Raw genomic sequence first — 21,032 nt, 5'->3', positions numbered from 1 at the left:
TCGAATGTTCCTCCGATCGCTGACGCTTCTCCGGAAGCATTCGACCTGCTCCACTCTCGTTTAATCGTGTGTGTATGGGCAAAACAAAAAGAACTCCGAACCACGCTGCATTTCGCAGCTAACGGTTCGGAGTTTTTGTTTTATAAAGGCGGGTGCGCCTGAATGAGAAGCGTGTCCCGAGTCCCGACAGGGACGAAAGCGAGTGCTACGCACGACGTAGAAAAGGAGCTGCAAAAAGCAGCTCCAACCACCATACCTTCCGGGTGTCCAGAGGGTTGATAAACCCTCTGGATCCCCCTTCCATGGGGAATTAGGGGGTCATTTGTCTAGGGGGGTAATGACTTCTATATGGTGATGTGCTTTACTTCCAGATCGCGCTCAATAGACAAGTCGATGAATTGATCTTCGATGCGTATAAGAGGGCGGAAGTAATCAGTTGGATGCGTCATTACGATCGTACCGGTCTCTCCGGAGACAAGCTCGACTTGTTTGCCGATGAAATTTGGGATCATATGCTTGATGAACGTGTGCGTTGTATTAGGATCAAGCTCGCTGAAGCTCATTCGATGCAGCTCTCTCAAGACGATCAATAAGTCGCGTTTCTTCTGGTATACGCGTGAAGAGATCATAGCGCTATACACATCTGCTACGGCAACGATTTTGGCCACCGGATCCATCTGATCGCCTAGCAATCGATTCGGATAGCCGGTTCCGTCAATGCGTTCGTGATGCTGCAACGCAACCGTTGAGGCTATCGATTCGCCGAACGATTCGATGATGATTTTGTGTCCGAACACGGTGTGCTTCTTAATCATTTCGAATTCGTCATTGGACAGCTTGGATGGCTTGTTCAGGATATCGTCGGTAATTTGACATTTGCCGATATCATGAAGGAACCCGGCTTGTCCAATCCTCACCGTTTCTTTCTCATCATATCCAAGCCAACCCGCCAAGTAGTAGGATAACATGCCAACTTGCACGGAGTGCTGATACGTATAGTCGTCCTTTGTATTAAGCAAAAGCAGCATGGATACAACATCGCGTTCGAGCTTGAACGTATCGACCAGAGGCTGGAACGTTTGGTCGACGTCTTCTTCATTGATTACGCCATTCTGATAGGCGTCGAGAAACAGCTGTTCACATCCGTTAACCGCATCCTGATAGATCGGCGTAACGGTCGGCAGCCACTTCGGGCTGAGTCCGCTTTCAATTGTTCGAATGGAAACTTCCGTAAATAACCTCGAATCAATATCAACATAATCTATGTGATGCTGAATTAGCTTGGAAATTTCTTTCATTTGCAGGCTCGTGCCGCTTGAAAGCACGTGAAGCCCATAAGAGTTGAAAATGTCGTTACTTAGGATGTCTCCCTCTTTAAGCTCGGTCACATGAATTCTCATAATCCACCTCGAATGGCACATCAAATATGAAGGAAATGATAAGACCATGGTAGCAATAAAATGGAAAATTGGCAATAAGAGTGTAAAAGAAGCAGTGCTCTAGACGCTAAATCGCGACCATAGCACTGCTTTTTAATAAGACTAAAGTTGTGGTGTTGTCGGGTTCCAGGGGCCTTGCTGATGGCCTTTCCACTCGGAGCCGTCTTCCCATATTTCTTTTTTCCAGATTGGGACGATCTGTTTAAGTCTCTCGATCGCATAGCGGCTTGCTTCATAGCAGGCGTCACGATGCGGAGCTGATACGGCAATGACGACACTGATCTCGGCAATATCGACAACGCCGATCCGGTGCGCGATGGCACATAATGCACCTGGCCAGCGCTCCGTAATCTCAGAGCCGATCTGCTTGAGTGTTTTCACCGCCATAGGGACATATGCTTCGTATTCAAGACGTACAGTGCGGGCGCCGTGTGTCCATTCGCGTGTCGTACCGGTAAACGTCAGCGCCGCTCCATTGTTAGGCGCGATGACGAGCGCAGTGATTGCTTCGACAGACAATGGCTCCGCTGTAACCACATATTGGGCTTGCTCAGCAGTAGAAGCGGCTGGGTCGATGGTTTGCTCTTCGCCTCCCGACACTGGAGGAAGCAATGCAAGCTCATCTGCTGCTTGAATCGTTTGCTCATCTACCGCATAGGCTTGATTACACGCCATAAATGAGACGGATAGCAGTGAAGCGTGAGCAGGGTAGCGGCTCATTAACTCTTGCTTTAGCTCAAGCACCGTGAGTGTAGCTTTCTCAAGGGTTAATGAAAGCGTAGCTTGGCCGAAACGCTCGGATAATCCAGCAAACAGATGTATATTCCAATTTACAGACATGTTGTTTAACCTCTCGGATCTTAATGTTAATGGTCTCCATAGCATACCATAATGGGTTTAAAAATGTTATGCTAGAGTATAGAGACTTTAGCGCTTTGATGGCGTGGGAAGGAGTGAGGGCTATGGCTGCATTAACGGATCGTTTTGGGCGTCTGCATGATTATTTGCGCATCTCTGTGACCGATCGGTGCAATTTGCGCTGTCTGTACTGTATGCCTGAGGAAGGCGTGAAATTCGAGCCTGCAGAAAACTTGCTCAGCTACGACCAAATTACAGAAATCGTTCGCGTAGGCGCTAAGCTAGGGATTGCCAAGCTGCGTATTACTGGAGGAGAGCCGCTTGTGCGTCCGGGCTTGGCGGAATTAATCGGCCAGCTCTCTAGCATTCCTGGCATTCGGGATATTTCATTAACAACAAACGGAGTACTGCTTGCGGACCAAGCGGAGGCATTGCGAGCTGCAGGCCTCAATCGAGTCAATATTAGTCTCGATACGCTCGATCCAGCCCGTTTCAAGTTTATTGCGCGCCGCGGCGATTTGCAGCGGGTCATGCAAGGTATTGTAGCGGCTGCAAGTGTTGGCTTCGCTCCGATCAAGCTGAACTGCGTGCTGTTAAAAGGTGTCAACGAGGACGAAATCGCTTCATTCCTCAGGATGGCTGCCGAGCAGCCGCTTCATGTACGGTTTATTGAATACATGCCGATTGGTCATGCGGATGACAATTGGCGCAATCATTATTTGCCGCTGTCGCGTGTGCTTGAGATTGCAAGCGAGATTGGTCTCGGTATAGAGCCGATCAGCGATGTACTAGGCAACGGTCCTTCCGAGGACTATCGAATTGCTGGCGGCAAAGGGACTTTTGGGCTCATTCATCCGATCAGCGACCAGTTCTGCAAACGATGCAACAGGCTTCGGTTGACGGCTGACGGAAGCATTAAGCCATGCCTCTATTGGGTCGATGAGCTGAATGTAAAGCCAGCGCTAGGCAACCCCGATGAGCTGGAGAAGGTGTTCCTGCGTGCGATGGATATTAAGCCGCTGAATCATGAGATGGCGGAGAAGCTGGCCGGCGATGCGCAGAGCCATGAGCCAACGACGCGGCGCATGTCCCAGATCGGCGGATAGCTGAGTGTATTCGTATTTGAAATAGAAGAAGCGAGGGATTGCCATGACGGAGCAAGGAGAGGCGAAGAAGATTTCAATCGCATATATCGGACAGGAAGCGATTGCAGTAACTCCGGAGGACATGGCCGCGCTTGCAGGTCGTGTCTTCCCTTTGTCAGAGCGGGTTGTAGGCGGTACCGGCGAGGCGTTTGACTTCGCGGAATGGCTCAGCGCCTTCCGCAGCGGACAAGGAGTGGCGGAAGATGCGCCACTGCCGACGCATCTGAAAGTGGAGGCCGTCGATACGTTCGAAGCGGTTATTCCATGGGAGCAGCTGAAGGATGCGGCGGTTCAGTTCGCAGTAGATGGCGCGCCGCTGCCGAAGGGCGGTCCAGTACGGCTGTATGTGCCGAATGGTTCCAGTGAATGCTTAAATGTGAAAAGCGTCATTGTCTTCCGATTGCTGCATGACGAAGGTAATCGCGGCGAAGCTTCATACGGCTTCAAATCTACATTTACACCAGATGAAATGCGAATGAAGCGATAGTCCCTTATAAGCGGGAGGCCAGCATGAACGAATTAGCAACGGATGCGCCAAACGTCGTGCTGCTACATAGCAACGACATTCACAGCCGCTTGGAGCAGGCCGCCAGGATGGCCGCGTATATAGATGAAATACGGAGCTCTCATGGAGCCGAGCATGTGCTCACCTTGGATATCGGGGACCATATGGACCGGATGCGAGTTGAAACGGAAGCAAGCGATGGTCTTGCGAATATTGCATTAATGAATGCTGCCGGCTACGATGCCGTTACAATTGGCAACAACGAAGGGCTGACGTTCACACAGGAGCAGTTGGATGAAGCGTATGGCAAGCATGCCCGATTTCAAACGGTGTGCGCGAACTTCTTCCATGCGGACACGAAGCAGCGACCTTCGTGGATGAAGCCTTCTACCATAATCAACAGGGCAGGGATACGTTTCGGATTAATTGGAGCGTCCGCAGCTTTCGTAGATTTCTATGAACTGCTCGGCTGGGAGGTTTCTGATCCGCTTTATGAAGTCGCAGAGCAAGTGAAGCAGCTACGCTCTCAAGTAGACGTGCTGATTATTATGTCGCATCTCGGGATTACGCTTGACCGGCGGATGGCGCAGGAGATCGCTGGCATTGATTTAATATTAGGCGCTCACACGCATCATCTGTTGGAAGAGGCTGAAGTGATCGGATCTACGCATGTGTGTGCTGCCGGGAAGTTCGGCGAGTATATGGGACGTGTAGATATTTGGTTCGATTTTGCCCTGAAGCGGCCGAGGTTCAAAGCAGTTTGTACACCGATGGAAGCGCGCATCGAACAGCCAGAGGCGACAGCTATTATTGGTAGCTTCAAGGCGGAAGGCGAGCGCCATCTTAGCCGGGTCGTCGCCGTGCTGGACGCGCCGCTGCCGTTGACTGCTGAGCGGGAGTCACCGCTTGGCAATTTGCTCGCTGCGGGGCTAAGGCGCTGGACGAAAGCCGATATCGGCATCGTCAACGCGGGGCAGCTGCTCCGTGGCCTCACAGCAGGCGAAGTGACAGCAGGCGACTTGCATGCGCTGTGCCCGTCGCCGATTAATCCGTGCCGGATGCAGCTAAGTGGCAGGATGATCCGCTTGTCGCTCGAAGAGGCGCTGCTGCCGGAGTATATCGACAAGCCGATTCGCGGCTTTGGCTTTCGAGGGCTTGTCCTAGGCACGCTTGCTGTTGACGGACTGGTGATCGAGTATATGCCGGACAATCCGGCTTCTAAGAAAATCGTTTCCGTCCTGGTGAATGGCGAACCGCTGCTTGACGATAAACTGTATGTCGTCGGAACGATCGACATGTTCACGTTCGGCGTCGGCTATGAGAAGATGAAGAACGGGCTGGATATCGCCTATTACTTGCCGGAGTTTATCAGGGGCGTATTAGAGCAAGAGCTTCAAGATAAAGAAGCAATTGCCGATAGCCGCCGTACACGCTGGCAATCGGTTTAAAGGGTTAACGAAAGATTGATATTGGTTCAGGTGCAGGAGGATCTAATGGAAAACATTATTCATGCGGTTATTTTGGGAATTGTAGAAGGCTTGACAGAGTTTCTGCCGGTTTCATCATCCGGACATATGATCTTAACGAACAAGCTGCTTGATATTGCGTCGGACGATCAAGCGATCGTTACTTTCGAGATTGTCATTCAGCTTGGCGCGATACTAGCGATGGCTATCGTTTACTGGAACCGAATTCTTGATCTGTTCGGTCTCTCGCGCAAGCAGCAGTCGCTTGGCACGCTGTCTGCTGGTCGCAGCGCATTAAAGCGCCGCAAGTTGAATCTTATTCATGTAGCGCTCGGTATCGTTCCGGCAATGGGGCTCGCTTATTTATTGAAAGATATCATTAAAGGTGAAGGCTTTAACCAGGCGCCGGTGCTCTTCTCACTCGTTGTTGGCGGTATCTATATGATCGCGGCGGAATGGCTGAATCGGACACGCCGAGTGAAGGTCGTTGCTGAGACGATGGACGATATTTCCTATAAACAGGCATTCATGATCGGACTGCTGCAATGCTTGTCGCTGTGGCCGGGCTTCTCTCGTTCGGGTTCGACGATAGCGGGGGGGATGCTGACAGGAACAAGTTATAAAGCTGCTGCGGACTTCTCCTTCCTGATGGCGATACCGATTATGGTCGCTGCGACAGGATACGAAATGCTTGATAACTACAAATATATCGAAGGCGACAATCTAATGTTCTTCATCGTCGGCTTCCTCGTTTCGTTCGTAGTCGCATGGCTCGTCATCATATTGTTCCTGCGCTTCATTCAGAAGATCAAGCTCACTCATTTTGCCATCTACCGGTTCGTTCTCGCGGCGTTGTTCTGGATTTTCGTCATGAGATAAGAAAATTAACAGATATTGTCGATGTTTGGCGAATCTGTTGTTGCTCTTTTTCCATAAATCCCTTACATTAAACTTACGAGGATCATGCTCGAAATTACCAATTTATGGATGCAAGGCAGGGGTCGATACGATGCGATTATTGCCCATACAGATGTGCCGACCAGGTATGCAATTAGCCAAGAAGATTTATTCAGAAGAAGGAGTCGTTCTCCTCAGTGAGAATGTCGAACTATCAGCGCGGCTGATTAACCGTCTCTCTGAATGCGGGGTTCATTTCGTTTACATCCAAGACCCACGATTGGCTGACCTTGTTATACCTGATCTTATCAGCGAAGAGACTAGACAACGGGCACTTAGTGAAATTCGCACAAATTTCCGTGATCTAATGGATCGGCCCAATCGAAAAAGCGGCGTTACCTATCCTTATATCGCAAAGTCATTCAAACAAATCATGGGAATGGTCATTGATGATTTGACGGGCCAGAAGGATGCTATGATTATGCTCATGAATATGGGCATTGTGGATGATTATTTATTTCAGCATTCGCTGAATGTTGCCGTATACACAACACTGCTTGGCATTGCGAACGGCTACAGTAAGGACGAGCTGATGAAGCTTGGTCTTGGCGCGATGCTTCATGATATTGGCAAGACGCAGATTAGCCCGAACATTCTCAAGAAGCAAGGCTCGCTTACGATGGATGAATATGAAGAGATGAAGCGGCACGCCGAGCGCGGCTATTATTTGCTGAAGGATGAGCCGAACATTCCGCTCATTGCCGCACATTGTGCGTATCAACATCATGAACGGCTGGATGGCAGCGGATATCCACGGGGCATTGAAGGGGATCAGATCCACGAATATGCAAAGTGGATCGGGCTTGTCGACTCTTATGATGCGATGACGACAACACGAATCTATCGCAGGCCGATGCTGCCGCATGAGGCGGTGGAGTCGTTGTATGCAGGGACGGGTACGTTGTACGAGCAGAGAATGCTTCAGCTGTTCCGGGATAAGGTTGCGATCTATCCGCTCGGTATAACCGTTAAGCTGCAATCAGGTGAACTCGGCGTCGTTGTCGACATTAATTCCTCTTGTCCGCACCGCCCGGTTGTGCGAGTGCTGAATAATGAGAATGGCGAACAGCTGAATGCGCCATACGAGCTGGATCTGTCGAAGCAGCTGACAACGATGATTGTCGGCGTGAACGATGATCCGCATTTGCCGGAAGCTTCCGGCACGTAAGGATTACGATACCACTTTTTTCATACGAGATGACAGAGGAGCCGATGAGGCTCCTTTTTGCTGGATCTCTGAATTGGTTAGGTCAGCAGGTTTGCAACAAGCGAGCTTGAACATTACAATAAGAAGATATGATGAATGAACGTTTATTTAAAAATCTAAGAAAGTATAAGTTTTCGATATCCTTTGCTTAGATTTCTCCGCGAAACGTAAGCTTTTGCCGAGAAGGCGGCGACAGCCGTTTACACTTATTAAAGTCAGGTGCTGAGAATAAATGCAAAATGCAATACGGTTAACTGATTTAGATTCAAAATACTCGCCATCCAACGATCATTGGGATCCGATTATCTCACTTAGACAGCATGGCCGGCATGTGCTGACAAGCGTCGAGATGACCATGTCCAATCTATGCAATATGCGCTGCGAGCATTGTGCCGTTGGCGACACGCTCGTCATGGCTGAGCCTGCGAAGCTGCCGCTTGATCAGATGCTGCGCAGGCTAGATGAAGTGGAGCATTTGAAGACGATTAGCATTACCGGCGGAGAGCCGACCTTCTCGTCGCGCACGGTGAAGGAATATATCATACCGCTCTTGAAATACGCGCGCAGCCGCGGCTTAACCTCCCAGATCAACTCTAACATTACGCTTGATTACAGCCGGTATGAGGAGATTGCCCCATACCTCGACGTCATGCATATCTCGTTTAACTATACGAATAGCGATGATTTTCACGAAATCGGGTTTGCGAAGAGCGGCCATCCGGTTCCGAAAGAAACGGCTGAACGGATGTATGAACGGATGATCAACAATGCGCGTCGGCTCAGCGATGGTGGACTATTCGTCTCGGCGGAGTCCATGATTAACTATCGCACCTATAACAAAATGCCCGAGATTCACAAGCTTATCCTCGAGATGGGCTGCAAACGCCATGAGGTTCACCCGATGTATCCGAGTGCGTTCGCAGCAGATTTGCCTGTTATTACTCCTGCTCAAATGCGCGACGCGGTTAACGCCTTGCTCGACAGCCGTGATCCATCTATTTGGATGCTGTTCGGTACGCTGCCGTTCTACTATTGCAACGAGAATGTGGAGGACCGCAAGCTGCTTCAGCGCCTTGCGGCTGAGAAGCTCGTTACCGTTCGGAACGATCCGGATGGCCGTAACCGGTTAAACGTCAATTTGTTTACAGGCGATGTGTTCGTGACAGACTTCTCCGACGTGCCGGCATTCGGTAACATTGGCAATGACAGGCTGGACGAACTGTTTGGACGGTGGCTTCAGCATCCGCTTGCTCGCAGCGTAGACTGTCATTGTCCGGCTGCTGCTTGCTGCGGACCGAATCTGCTTGTGAAAGAAATGTATTATCGGGATGTGGATTTCGGTACTCGACAAGCTATTCTGTAGAAGTGAAGGCGAAGTCGAGGCGACACCGGCTGCATACCGATGAGAGGAGCGTTCAAACGCTGTGCATGAATTTGAATTCGGCAAAATCGTACTCTATATTTCTCTTGTCCTGTTTCTCGTATTGCTAAACGGTTTCTTCGTCGCGGCGGAATTTGCGCTGGTCAAGGTGCGGCAATCCCGCTTGACGCAGCTGTCCAACGAAGGGCATACGCGTGCCAAATACGCGCTGAAAGTTAACAAAAGGCTGGACTCTTATCTATCCGCTACCCAGTTCGGGATTACGCTCGCATCGCTGGCGCTCGGTTGGTTGGGCGAGCCGGCGGTTACCGATCTTATCGTTGAGCCGATTTTCGCGGCTATCGGTTTGTCAGATGGTCCTGTCTTGCATACGATTTCGGTCGCGATCGGCTTCTTGGTCATTACTTTCCTACATATCGTGCTTGGCGAGCTGGCTCCAAAATCGCTTGCGATTCAGAAGTCTGAAGCGACTTCGCTCTGGCTGTCGATACCATTGCTGTACTTCTACCGGATGTTCCTTCCGTTTATTTGGGCGCTGAACGGCTCTGCGAATGCACTGCTGCGCTTCATTGGGGTCGAACCGGCAAGCGAGCATGATTCCGCACATACGGAGGAAGAAATTCGGATTCTTATGGATGAGAGCGCGAAGAGCGGCATCATCAACAAAGAGGAGCTGCAGCTGTTCGATAATATATTCGAATTCTCTGACCGGCTTGCACGCGAGGTGATGTTGCCGCGGACCGATATGGACTGTCTGTATGCAGACCAATCCTTCGCAGAGAATATGAAGATCGTCTATTCGACGAAGCATACACGGTATCCGGTCTGCGTGGAAGATAAGGATCAATTGATCGGGTTCGTACATATCACCGATTTGCTGACAGCGGATCCGGATGAAGAGCTGTCGGTGCGCCAATTCCTTCGCCCGATATTGAATGTGCCGGAATCGATGGAGATTAGTCACGTGCTGAAGCTTATGCAGCGTAAGCATTCCCAGCTTGCCATCGTAGTCGACGAATATGGCGGTACGGCAGGCATGCTGACCACCGAGTCGATTCTTGAAGAAATTGTCGGTGAAATTCATGACGAATTTGACAATGAACAGCCGAACGTTGTCGTTAACGGCGACATCACTTCGGTAGATGGCCGGATGCTAATTGAAGAGATGAACGATTTGTTCAATTTGGATATTGAAGATGATGACGTTGATTCGATTGGCGGCTGGCTGTTCACGAAGCTCGAGGGCAACCCTGTCGTAGGCAAGAAGATCGAGACAGGCGGGTATGTGTTCGAAGTGGCGGAGAGTGAGCGGCTGCGCGTGCTGCGCGTTCACATCTATGCTGCGCCGAAGGGAACGGCTCGGGATAGCTCCTCTGAGGAGCAAGAGCAAGAATAATGTTGGAGTCTGTGCCTGTTTATCAGGTGCAGGCTTTTTTTGTGTGCGTAGAGTTATGTATTGCCCGGGAAATCATTTAATAAGTCGAATAGGAACTAAAACTAGGCGATTGTCATATATTTGAAAAATGAAGCATTGTTTGAGAAGCGCATTGTGAGGAGGAATACACAGGTGAATGTGACGAAGCAAACGCGCGAGTGGTATCCTTTTGTCGGCCCCTTCGACCCTTGTCCGCCTAAGTATGTGAAGTCCTATTCCGTTCCGCCCAATCAGTTTATTCCTTATCAGCCGATGAATTTGCCGCAATTTCCGCTGGCGGATGCACTGAGGCTGGGCACGCTCTGGCCTGCATTGTATAGCCCTTACGAGTCTAAATGCAAGCCGGGAGGAGGCACATAACGGATGAACAAGAAGCTGGATGAGAACTATTACCGCAAGCTTCTGGAGCTGCAGCAGCTGGATTTTGCACTCGTTGAGCTAACTCTATACCTCGATACGCATCCGAATGATCTGCAGGCGCTTCAGCAGTTTAATCAGCTTGCTCAGCAGCGGCAGCAATGCGCGATGCAGTACGAGATGGAATATGGACCTCTTATGCAGTATGGGCACAGCTTTTCCAAATATCCTTGGCAATGGGTCGAGAGCCCTTGGCCTTGGCAAGTCTAAGCGCAGACGAAGGGAGGGCGATGCTGCATGTGGATATATGAGAAGAAGCTGCAATACCCGGTTAGGGTCAGCAAATGTGATCCGCGGGTCGCGCGCTATCTTGTTGAGCAGTACGGCGGGGCAGACGGCGAGCTGTCGGCGGCGCTTCGTTACTTAAACCAGCGATATTCGATACCGGATAAAGTAGTTGGCTTACTTACGGATATAGGTACGGAGGAATTCGCTCATCTTGAGATGATTGCGACGATGATCTACAAGCTGACGAAGGATGCGACACCGAGGCAGTTGGAAGAAGCGGGTCTTGGTTCGAACTATGTCAATCACGATAACGGACTGTTCTATGCCAATTCTGCTGGCGTGCCGTGGACGGCAGCGTATATCGCTACGAAAGGCGATCCGCTCGCTGACCTCTACGAGGATATTGCAGCAGAGGAGAAGGCGCGTGCGACGTATCAATGGATTATCGATATGACGGACGACGTGGATTTGCAGGATGGATTGAAGTTTCTGCGTGAGCGGGAAATTGTCCATGCGATGAGGTTCAAGGAAGCAGTCGAGATGATCAAGGCGGATCGAGATACAAAAAAAGTGTTTTAATGGCCTTGAAGGGTAGAAGAAAGCTAGTGTGCCATTACGGTATGCTGGCTTTTTTTGACGTGTGCATGAACAAGAAGATTATGTAAATTTCCATGAGCTGCTGAAACTTTTCTGGGGGAGGCGGCGTCTACATGGTACGGACAATTATTCGACTTTTGGAAATGAGGCAGCTTTCATAGATGGAAACGAATTTACCAACACGCGGCAGACCGGGAACGACCTCTGTTCCGCCAAGTAGAACCAACCCTCCGCAGTCACCTTTTGCCAGACGTCTTAAGCGGATTGTAAGAGGAGTCGCAATCACGGCAATTATATTGTTTATGCTCGGCATAGGCGGTATCATCTGGATGTTTATTACGCCTTCAGGCAACAATTTTCGCTATTTGATCGCGGATACGCTCATTACGACGCAGCACCGTTATTTGGCCAAATATATTATTGGGCAGCATGAGCTCGATTCACGGGTGAAGGAGTACCAGAACCGATTCGACGCGATGGGTGATGAGCGGGATACGCATGAGATCAATCCTTCAACAGGGGAGCAGACGAGTGAGGACAGCGGTGCTGCAGAGCAGGAGAAGCCGCTCGTTCAGATTGAGAAAATTTCCGGGCATGGATACAGCGGATACGTCATGACCGTCAATGATCCGAAGAAGGTCCGCATCGCCGTGCCGGAGAAGGCGGGCCGAGGAGAACGGGTGCTGAGCATGGTTCAGCGTACTGGCGCGGTAGCAGGAGTGAACGGCGGCGGCTTCGCCGATCCGAATTGGCAGGGGAACGGGTTCCAGCCGATTGGCATTGTGATGTCGGGCGGGGAGCTGTTCTATAGCGACCTGGGCAAGTCGCGTTCGACGCAGGTCGTTGGGCTCGATAAGCAGGGCAAAATGATCGCTGGCCGCTATTCGCTCGCAGAGCTGCAGCAGCTTGGCGTGCAGGAAGCGGTGACGTTCCAGCCACGTATTATCGTCAATGGCAAAGGGCTCATTAAGAATGCCGCAGACGGCTGGGGCATTGCGCCAAGAACGGCGATGGGGCAGCGGGAGGACGGGGCCATTCTGTTCGTCGTCATTGACGGTCGTCAGCCGGGCCACAGCATTGGAGCAAACCTGTACGATGTGCAAAATATTATGCTCGCGCATGGCGCAGTCATCGCCGCGAACCTCGACGGCGGCTCTTCCACGATGCTCGTGAAGGATGGAGCGGTGCTGAACAAGCCGTCAACGAAGAGCAGCGAGGGACGGTACTTGCCGACGGCGTGGCTCGTGTTTGAGCATCCGGAGCAGGCGATTATTTCGAATGTTTGGGCAGGATTGAAACCAGGCGATATCGATCCGGGGAAATGGTAAGGGATAGAGGTAGAGCAGCGAAATTGGTGAATAGCGACAAATGGTCAGCGCGGCGCGTCTTGCGCCTCTGGCTTCTTTTCCAGTATGATAAAAGGCAATAAATGGTGAAATGGGGATTGTTCGCTTGAGCAGCTTGGTACAGTTAGCGAAACCTGAAGCAATAATTTTTGATATGGACGGTACGTTGTTCGAGACCGATACACTGCTTGTTCACGTGCACGAGCGGATTTTCGAGACGCTTCGCAACGAAGGGCTGTACATGCAGCCTACGCCACCGGTGGAGAAGCTGCTGGCATGTCTAGGCATGCTGCTTGAAGATATATGGCGCAAAGTGATGCCGGATGCCTCGGAAGCAGCGCAGCGTCGAGCGGACGAGCTCATGCTGCAATATGAGCTGGAGGGACTTGCAGCTGGCGAGGGACAGCTGTATCCATATGTGGAGGAGACGCTGCGGGCTTTGAACGAGCGCGGGTTTAAGCTCTTCGTAGCCAGCAACGGACTGGAGAAGTATGTGAAAGAGGTGGCGCGCTACAAGGGCATCGCACCTCTGTTCGACGGCTTGTACAGCGCAGGCGAGTTCGGCACCGCCTCGAAGGTTCAGCTTGTCGCGCGGCTGATGGCCGATCACGGCGTTAAGACCGCATGGATGGTTGGCGACCGCTCCTCGGATGTGGAGGCGGGTAAAGGCAACGGCTTGCAGGTCGTCGGCTGCGCCTACGCCGTCTACGGGCGGCAGGAGGAGCTGCAGGGCTCCGACGCGTTGATCAGCGACTTCCGGCAGCTGCTGGAGCTGGCGGGGGCGTAGGCGGCACTTGGGAAGCGCTTCGACGCGTGGCGCGTGAGCAGCTCACACAGTCGTGAGAGCAACGTGGATATCCGAGGAATGATCGGCATGCGGCGGAATCGACCTCAATAGCAATAACAAAGAAACCCACCGTTTCAATAAAACGTGGGTTTCCCTAATCTTAATCATATGACGACGGGACGAGCTTCTCTTTCCGTCGTTTTTTTTGTTCGTGCAGCCAGATGGCGTATTCTAACGGCCTAATGATAGCGGTCCGGTAGGTGTCGTGTTCGCCTGCTTGGATGAACACTTCGCGCGCTGGCTTCGGGTTGACCTCGAGCAGCCAGATTTGGCCCTTGCGGTCAATCGCAAGGTCAAGCGCAAGCTCGCATAGCCGTCCGTAGGACTGCTCGAGGAATTCGGCGATCTCGACGCCGAGCAGCTCCGCCCGCTCAATGATGTCTTGCGTCGCTGTATCGTCCTTGATCCACTCGCTGAGCAGCTCTTTCATTTTGACCGCTTGCCCGCCGCCGTGCAGATTGGACGTGATGCTGCGAGAAGCGCCAATCCTGCCGGCACAGCCAGTTACAACCCATTCGCCTTGCCCATTCTTCTGCACGAGCATCCGGTAGTCGTGGACCCGCCCGTTCGGCAGCTTTAGCTGAATGCCCTGCTGGACGAGATAGTGGTTATCCTTCAAGTTCCATGAGGCCAGCCTGTTCTGAATGCTGGAAAGCGCGACCCGCTGCGGCGATACAATCCGGCGATCCTGATCCCGCCCTTGAATCGAGTAGCTGCTTCCTATTTTCTCAATCCGAAGAATGCCGCGGCCGCCGGTGCCGTTGATCGGCTTTAAGTAGACGAGCGGATACTTGCGGATCATCTCCATCAAGTCATTCGAACTCTCATACATACGAGTTAGAGGCAGATGCTCCTTGAAAACCTCTTCTTTACGCATTGTTTTGTAAACCGTCCATTTGTTGCGCAGCACGCGGTTCAGGAAAGTGAGATGCCCATACTTCCTCCGAAAATGGCTCAGCTCCACGAATCGATGGCTCTTCTGAATCCGGCACCTGTCATAGATCATATGGGGAAACGAACGCCACTTCCGCGTCCAGCTCTGCGTTGCGGCATCATACATATGTGCGTTAATCCGGTTCTGTGTATAGTTCACATCTGAAGGCGTGAATACGAATACCTCCAGGCCAAGCTTCTTTCCTGCAATGATCATCTTCTGATAGACTGGCCTCTCCTCGAGCAAGCCATTGTCATTGAGATAGAGGGTTAGGATGCCGAGAACCGGCTGACCCATAATAACTCCTCCTAAAAATTTTTGCGGTTGGCTTTAATTTATGCGTTCGATACCGAAGGTGCAGCAAAAGGTTCTCATGGAAGCATCGGCTAAAATCCAGCGGTTGGTAGCAGATTGGGATGAGCCTGCAGCCGCTAGCTCTCAAACCGGAGCGTCGGCTTACCCGTCGGCCCGGTATGCAGGCTGACCGCCTTCATGCCAGCACGGAAGCACATGCTCATGCTTGCTGGGTTATCAGCAGCAACCGTGCAAGCAAGGCGCCCGAGGCGCCGCTGCAACGCCGCGAGCAGCGCGCTTCCGGCGCCTTGGCCGCGAAACTCCGGCGAGACGACGACAAAGCAGGCACGCTCGCCGCCATCCTCCGCGAAGGCAACGGCGGCGAGCTTGCCGCCTACCACCGCAATCGCTATCGCCGCTTCAGCTCCAGCTCCTGCTTTACCGCCACTTGCGCTCGCTCCAGCTCCAGCTCCACCTTCGCCGCCACTGTCGCCCGCTCGGCTTGCCGCGAGCCGCGCTGGAGCAAGCTCCTGAAGCGCGGCAAGCGCTGCGGTTGTAATCCGTTGATCGCCATGCCGATACAGGAAACGAGTGATCTTCTCTTTCGATGCCGACCACTGGGACGGCGACAACAGCTTCACTTTCACAGGGGAGTTCACTCCTTGCGTACACGTAACCCGCAGGCGCGCTTCGCCGCACGCTCCACATGCCATGTTCTACGCTCCACGTTCGACGTTCGGTTTTTCCTGCTACAGCCCACGCATCTTCAGCAAATATTGGCTGTACTGGAAGATCCGGTCGAGCGAACGTTTGCGGATGTCCGGTTCATCGAACTTCATCGGCTTCGCATTCGCCTCGAAGAACCAGACATGGCCATCCTGATCGACGCCGAGATCCATCGACATCTCCATCAGCTTGCGGCGGGAGCCGCGCTCGATCTGCCTCGCGATAATGAGCGCAGTATTGCGAGTCTTTATTAGCAGTTTACGTGCTTCATCTTGGCCAAATACGCTGACAAGCAGTTTCTCTGGGTCTTCGATGCTGCCGCCGCGCGGCACATGCGTCGTAATGCTATAGGAGCCGGCGACGCGTGCGCCGATGCCGCTAATATCCCACTGGCCGCGCCGGTTCTTCTGCACAAGCGTCCGCAGGTCGAAGGAGCGTTCATTGAATGCCGCGAGCTGAATGCCCTGCTGAGCGATATACCTCTCGCCGCTGCTTTCTTTGACAATCTTGGCCCAGAGCTTCGCAATCGAGCCGCAGTTATAGCTCGTGCTGCCCTTGTCGCCTTGAATCTTCAGCGTATAGGGAAGCGTCTTCTCCGGCTGCAGCTGAATCGTCATAATGCCCTTGCCCGCTTTGCCGCTGACTGGCTTCAAGTAAAGGAAGCGGTGCTTCAGCATCATTTTGCCGAGGCCTCCTGCTGTCAAGAGACGCCGCGTAGCGGGAATGAACGGCTGCGTCGTGCGCGATTGGCGAAGCCACTTGAATAAGCTCCATTTGTTGAAGAACGAAGGATTAAAGATTTGAATTTGCGGATGGTTGACACAGGCCGCGATCTTTCGCCTGGCTTCCGGCTGCAATTCATCCTCACGCAGCGGAATTCGGTTGTAAATCAAATTCGGCACAGGGAACTTCTGTCCAATCCACGTGTCGGTTTCTCTGTCATAGGTGAAGCCGTCAAGCAGCTTCCGACGAAGCTTCAGCTGCTTGACAGTTACGACGTAAACGAGGAAGCCATGATCGGCGCCGGCCGCAATTATGTCGGCGAAGTTGCTCCGGTTGCCGCGAAACAGCTGGATGTCATCTTCAATCGTCAATATTGCGAGAACGGACTGCTTGCTCTGAATGATGGCTTCTTCTGCTGAATCCTCGTGAAATACGAGTGCCATCAATCTTCGCCTCCTTGCCCCGTGAACTTGCTGAGGTACATACAGTGCTCCAGGATATGATTGACCGACTCCCGTCCTTGCGCGCGCAGTGCCGGATGGCTGAAGATCGAACGGCCAGGCTTCGCATTGGCTTCGAACATCCACACCTCGCCGTCCTTGTCGATGCCGATATCAAGGCCGAGCTCGCCGAGCGTATGCGGGAAGTTGCGCTCGATCGCTTCCGAAAGCTTCACGGAAACCTCCTTTGCCTTCGTCAGCATTTCTTCTGAGCGATCTCCGAATGCCTGCTTAAGCGCCTGCTCCGGCGTGAGCAGGGAGCCGCCATTCTTGATATGCGTAGTTACGCTGCCGCGGCCGGCTTTCTTCGCGCCGATGCCGACCGGCACCCATTGGTTGTTGCCGTTCTTATGCATATGAAAGCGGAAGTCGAGCGGACAGCCGTCGATTTCGATGAGCCGTACCCCTTGCTGGCTCACGTACCGGCCGAGTCCGCTGCCATGCCTCGTTTCCAGCATCCGCATCAAACTGTTGAAGTTCGTAAAGCGCAGCAGGACGTTAGTACCGCCTCTGCGGTAACGGGCGAAGTATCCGCGCTTCGGATGATACGTAAGCCGGTAAATACCGATGCCAAGGCTGCCTGCAGTCGGCTTGTAATAGATGAATTGATGGTTCTCGAGCATTTCTTTTATTTTTTCCGAGCGAGGGTTCGTGACGGACTCCGGCAAGTGCTGGAGTGCCTCTACATCCTTATCGAGCAGCTTATACACATCCGATTTGTTGAAGAAACTCCAGTTGAAGAACGGAACGCCTTTGCGGATGAATCGCTCCCGTAATGACATGATCGTAGAAGTCGTCTCAGCTACGCGGCTCGGCAGCCGATTGTAGATAACATCGGGAAGCGGAACGACTTTGCGGTACCAGCCGCCAGTGCTGTTCAGGAAGTAGCCGTTGATCGTGTTTTGATTCCAGTTCACATCTCGCGGCGTGAAGGCGAAGAAGTATGCCTTGCGTTCTCCCATCCGAAGCAGCTGACGAATATAGCCGGAGCGGGAGCCGAACGGAGACTCGCTGTTACGGCCGCCGTCTGTCAGGACTCCGATAAGCGGACCGAGCTGAACCTCATTGTCGCCTCCTTGAACAAAGGAGATGCTGCCGGCTTTCGGCACACGGATAGATTGGCGGACGCCTGCGGACAGATAGAGATGGTGGCCTTGGCGTTCAATTGTTTTGACCGCTGCGGTTATGACCTCGTGACCGAGCTTTAATTGGATGGTCTTCTTGCCGGCGAGCTTCAGCGACTTGAGGAGTGAGCCCGACAGGTAGACAATGCGATCGTTTGATGGTGAGAAGTGTACATGACAAGATGTCAAACTCATGGATGAACCTCCTGGATGTATCTCCCTTGATTTCGGTTTGAATGAAATATCGGTTTCTGGCGAGCAGCGAGATGCAGGGCATATTGTAGCGGCCGCATGACCGCAGTTTCATACGTGTGCTCATCATCCTCAAAAGACTGACGGCCCGGCTTGCTGTTTGCTTCCAGCAGCCATATCCGGCCGTCCTGTTCAATGCCGAAGTCTAACCCAAGCTCGGCAAGCCGCCCGAAATGCTGTTCCAGCACTTCGGCTGCGCATTCGCTGATCCGGCGGATGAGCTGCAGCATCCGAGCTGCGGCTTCTTCGCCGAAGCGCTCACCAAGCGCATCTGCAGCACTTGCTGCTGTGCCTCCGCCGTGCAAATTCGAGGTAACGCTTCCGCTCTCGCCCGTGCGCATAGCAGCGCCGGTGAAAGACCACCTGCCGAATCCGTCCTTCTGCACAAGTGCGCGAACGTCGAAGGGGCAGCCATTCTCGTCAACTAGCTTAAGGCAAGGCTGGATGACGTAAGGCGCTCCCGCTGTAAATCGGAAGATCCAGCTGCCAACGCTCCGCCAATTGGAGAACGCATGTGAAAGAGGACGGTTCCTTCGGTCTCTGCCATCAATCCGCCAGCCGTTTCCCGCCCGAATGAGTCGAAATGCTCCTCTGCCCTGCGCGCCGGCAGATGGTTTCATGAAGATGCCTTCCTCGTGCTGATTAGCAGCAAGTTCGAGACTATGCGCGCCGGAATAACCGATCGAGCGCGGGACATGCGGCGCTAGCTTGGTATTGCCGCTCAGCACGCTGTAGACATATAGCTTGCCGGGAAGCGAGCCGTTCAGCAGCGTATACGGCTTCAATCGTTTTAGTTCGTTCAGCGCTTCTATCGTCAGCGCGTAATGATCGGATGACTTAGGCAGAGCTCGGTCATAGACAAGGTCGGGAAGCGGGAAACTCCCTGCATGCCATTCGCCGCCCCGCAGTTGATAACCGTGGAGCATCCGGTTCGCTGAGTAAGGGACGCTGGTGGCGCAGAAGAAATAAACGAGCAGCCCAAGCGATCTCGAAAGGCTGCTTAGCAGACGGCAGAAGGAGTCCTCCGGCAATGCGGAAGTCGGCTTGCTATCGCCTTGCGTGCCTGACGTGGACTTCGGACGAATTTCACTGATCATAACGCCAAGTACTGGGGATTGTTCAGAGATAGCCAAGCGGTCGCTACCTCCTTTTCATTAAAATTCGGCAAGATGCCGGGCATAGCGAATGATATTGCGGACGGATGGGCGGATTTTGTTATCGTGCAGCGGTGTGTTATCGTTCTTGGACGGCTTCGAGTTGACCTCGAGCAGCCAGACCCGACCGCTCGTATCGAGCGCCAAATCGATTCCGAGCTCACCGAAGTGAGCAGGGATGTGCGTATCAATACCCTTCGCAATTTCAAGAGCGGCGCGAGTTAGCTTCCCCGGCGCATCATTGCTGTTCGAAAGGTTTGACTTTGCGACGGCCTCGCGAACGGTGCTGAGCGTACCGCCTCTGGCGAGATTGGAGACGAAGTGATTGCTTCCGGCTGTACGTGCGACGATTGATGTAAGCATCCATTTGCCCATCTCATTCTTCTGCACAAGCGCCCGGAAATCGACAGGCCGCCCCAAAATATCAATCAGTTGAAGTCCTTGCTGGATTTGGTAACGCACCGTTTTCATTTTGCCGGAGATGGAGGCGTACAGTTTGGCGACCCCGTTAAAATGCTGTCTCCGCGTCCCGAGCGTAGTCGCATATTGCGCTGAATAAGAATCGGTATCGACTCTCGAGATGCGGATGATGCCTTTACCCAGACTGCCGCGCACCGGCTTGAGGAAGACGGTGTTGTACTTGCTGCACATCGCCTTGAGCATCGGTAAGCTGCGCAGCACATGTGACTCCGGCAAATATCTGATTAGGGAGCCGTCCTTCACCAGCGCTTCGAACACTTCGGATTTATCGAGAAACTTCTCGTTGAACACCGTACTGCCATGCCGCAGCTTCACTTCTTTAATAAACTGCTGCACATTCAGGCGATTCTCCAGCTTACGGCTCGTTAAACGGTTGTTGACGACATCGGGAACGGGCATCATCACTTTCCGCCAGCCATCGGAGTAGACCCATCCCTCTACATTATTGAAATTATCTGTCACATGATCCGGAGTGAAAAAATAAACGTGAGCGCCTTGGGCGGCGCAGGCATCGACGAGTTCCTTGCAGAAGAGAGTGATGGAGCCGAATGGCCGATCTCTTGTTTCGGGATCGTCACGGCTGATAAGAACACCGATCAACGGGCCAAGCGAGAGTGTGGACGTATCGTAGTTGTAACGGATGCGAAGCGATGTACCTACGAATAAGCCCATCTTTCTTGCCAAGCTTTGACCGATGCGCATGCCGTCATATCGCTCAACCGGCACCACTTTGACATAATGGCGTAGCGCTCCAAACTTCAAGACGACCGGCTGTCCTTGCGGTATTTTCCATTGTCTTAAATAAGCATCGCCGAGCATTATGGCATCATCCGGCAAGATGCCTGGGCTGATGACCTGAACGGCGACTTTCGATTTGAGCATCGACGAAGCTCCTTCCAGGCTGGATGATGACGAGGTGCAGCTTCTGAAGTGTTAGGCAGTGACACACGAATTAATTCATCATATGAGGACAGATATACCTTGGTGATTGGCGGACAGCGCCGGTACAGTGAAAAA

At 52.6% G+C, this 21,032-nt stretch carries 20 protein-coding genes; 12 read left to right on the top strand and 8 right to left on the bottom strand.

Going from position 1 to position 21,032, the window contains the following annotated elements; translation table 11 throughout:
• Positions 1–344: 344 nt before the first annotated feature.
• A complete protein-coding gene (locus AC0LWF_RS05635; RefSeq protein WP_474650582.1) occupies positions 345–1,400 on the bottom strand; it encodes an HD-GYP domain-containing protein in 1,056 nt (351 codons plus the stop codon).
• Positions 1,401–1,541: 141 nt separating this feature from the next.
• Complete coding sequence (locus AC0LWF_RS05630) at positions 1,542–2,279, bottom strand: molybdenum cofactor biosynthesis protein (protein ID WP_474650581.1); 738 nt, start codon at positions 2,277–2,279, stop codon at positions 1,542–1,544.
• A 122-nt stretch (positions 2,280–2,401) separates the two neighbouring features.
• Here AC0LWF_RS05630 and moaA point away from each other — a divergent pair, with 122 nt between their 5' ends.
• From moaA to AC0LWF_RS05570, 12 genes are all read left to right on the top strand, one after another.
• Positions 2,402–3,403, top strand: coding sequence for a GTP 3',8-cyclase MoaA (gene moaA, locus AC0LWF_RS05625; protein ID WP_474650580.1), 1,002 nt, complete (start codon positions 2,402–2,404; stop codon positions 3,401–3,403).
• A 43-nt stretch (positions 3,404–3,446) separates the two neighbouring features.
• Positions 3,447–3,929 carry a hypothetical protein gene (locus tag AC0LWF_RS05620; RefSeq protein ID WP_474650579.1) on the top strand — a complete coding sequence of 161 codons (483 nt, stop codon included), beginning with the start codon at positions 3,447–3,449 and terminating at the stop codon, positions 3,927–3,929.
• A 23-nt stretch (positions 3,930–3,952) separates the two neighbouring features.
• Positions 3,953–5,395 (top strand): bifunctional metallophosphatase/5'-nucleotidase, encoded by a 1,443-nt coding sequence (locus tag AC0LWF_RS05615; RefSeq protein ID WP_474650578.1) that lies wholly within the window; start codon positions 3,953–3,955, stop codon positions 5,393–5,395.
• Between the two features lie 45 nt (positions 5,396–5,440).
• A complete protein-coding gene (locus tag AC0LWF_RS05610; protein ID WP_474650577.1) occupies positions 5,441–6,292 on the top strand; it encodes an undecaprenyl-diphosphate phosphatase in 852 nt (283 codons plus the stop codon).
• Positions 6,293–6,422: 130 nt separating this feature from the next.
• On the top strand, positions 6,423–7,538 hold the full coding sequence (locus AC0LWF_RS05605) for an HD-GYP domain-containing protein (protein ID WP_474650576.1): 1,116 nt from the start codon (positions 6,423–6,425) through the stop codon (positions 7,536–7,538).
• A gap of 271 nt (positions 7,539–7,809) precedes the next feature.
• A complete protein-coding gene (yfkAB, locus tag AC0LWF_RS05600) occupies positions 7,810–8,940 on the top strand; it encodes a radical SAM/CxCxxxxC motif protein YfkAB (RefSeq protein WP_474650575.1) in 1,131 nt (376 codons plus the stop codon).
• Positions 8,941–9,001: 61 nt separating this feature from the next.
• Entirely contained in the window at positions 9,002–10,354 is a 1,353-nt protein-coding gene (locus AC0LWF_RS05595; protein ID WP_474650574.1) for a hemolysin family protein, read from the top strand.
• Between the two features lie 177 nt (positions 10,355–10,531).
• Positions 10,532–10,753, top strand: a complete 222-nt coding sequence (locus tag AC0LWF_RS05590; protein ID WP_474651203.1) for a spore coat associated protein CotJA — start codon at positions 10,532–10,534, stop codon at positions 10,751–10,753.
• Between the two features lie 3 nt (positions 10,754–10,756).
• Complete coding sequence (locus tag AC0LWF_RS05585) at positions 10,757–11,020, top strand: spore coat protein CotJB (RefSeq protein WP_474650573.1); 264 nt, start codon at positions 10,757–10,759, stop codon at positions 11,018–11,020.
• Positions 11,021–11,047: 27 nt separating this feature from the next.
• Entirely contained in the window at positions 11,048–11,617 is a 570-nt protein-coding gene (locus AC0LWF_RS05580) for a manganese catalase family protein (RefSeq protein WP_474650572.1), read from the top strand.
• A gap of 320 nt (positions 11,618–11,937) precedes the next feature.
• Positions 11,938–12,963, top strand: a complete 1,026-nt coding sequence (locus tag AC0LWF_RS05575) for a phosphodiester glycosidase family protein (protein WP_474651202.1) — start codon at positions 11,938–11,940, stop codon at positions 12,961–12,963.
• Between the two features lie 124 nt (positions 12,964–13,087).
• On the top strand, positions 13,088–13,768 hold the full coding sequence (locus tag AC0LWF_RS05570) for an HAD family hydrolase (protein ID WP_474650571.1): 681 nt from the start codon (positions 13,088–13,090) through the stop codon (positions 13,766–13,768).
• A 160-nt stretch (positions 13,769–13,928) separates the two neighbouring features.
• Here the strand turns inward: AC0LWF_RS05570 and AC0LWF_RS05565 are convergent, their stop codons facing one another.
• The 6 genes from AC0LWF_RS05565 to AC0LWF_RS05540 form a co-directional block, all read right to left on the bottom strand.
• Positions 13,929–15,059, bottom strand: coding sequence for a YheC/YheD family endospore coat-associated protein (locus tag AC0LWF_RS05565; RefSeq protein WP_474650570.1), 1,131 nt, complete (start codon positions 15,057–15,059; stop codon positions 13,929–13,931).
• 134 nt (positions 15,060–15,193) lie between these two features.
• Positions 15,194–15,769: a GNAT family N-acetyltransferase gene (locus AC0LWF_RS05560; RefSeq protein ID WP_474650569.1), complete on the bottom strand. Its 576-nt coding sequence runs from the start codon at positions 15,767–15,769 to the stop codon at positions 15,194–15,196.
• Positions 15,770–15,805: 36 nt separating this feature from the next.
• The gene (locus AC0LWF_RS05555; RefSeq protein ID WP_474650568.1) at positions 15,806–16,948 is read right to left on the bottom strand and encodes a YheC/YheD family endospore coat-associated protein; all 1,143 of its coding nucleotides are present in this window, start codon (positions 16,946–16,948) and stop codon (positions 15,806–15,808) included.
• Entirely contained in the window at positions 16,948–18,324 is a 1,377-nt protein-coding gene (locus AC0LWF_RS05550; RefSeq protein ID WP_474650567.1) for a YheC/YheD family endospore coat-associated protein, read from the bottom strand. Before AC0LWF_RS05550 ends, AC0LWF_RS05555 begins: the two co-directional genes overlap by 1 nt.
• Positions 18,321–19,514 (bottom strand): YheC/YheD family endospore coat-associated protein, encoded by a 1,194-nt coding sequence (locus AC0LWF_RS05545; protein WP_474650566.1) that lies wholly within the window; start codon positions 19,512–19,514, stop codon positions 18,321–18,323. The genes AC0LWF_RS05550 and AC0LWF_RS05545 overlap by 4 nt, the downstream gene beginning before the upstream one ends.
• A 21-nt stretch (positions 19,515–19,535) precedes the next feature.
• Positions 19,536–20,897, bottom strand: coding sequence for a YheC/YheD family endospore coat-associated protein (locus tag AC0LWF_RS05540; protein WP_474650565.1), 1,362 nt, complete (start codon positions 20,895–20,897; stop codon positions 19,536–19,538).
• Between the last annotated feature and the right edge of the window lie 135 nt (positions 20,898–21,032).

The organism is Paenibacillus sp. sgz302114 (genome assembly GCF_056120345.1).
Note: the sequence above shows the minus strand (reverse complement) of the source record. Positions and strands in the feature narration are given on the sequence as shown.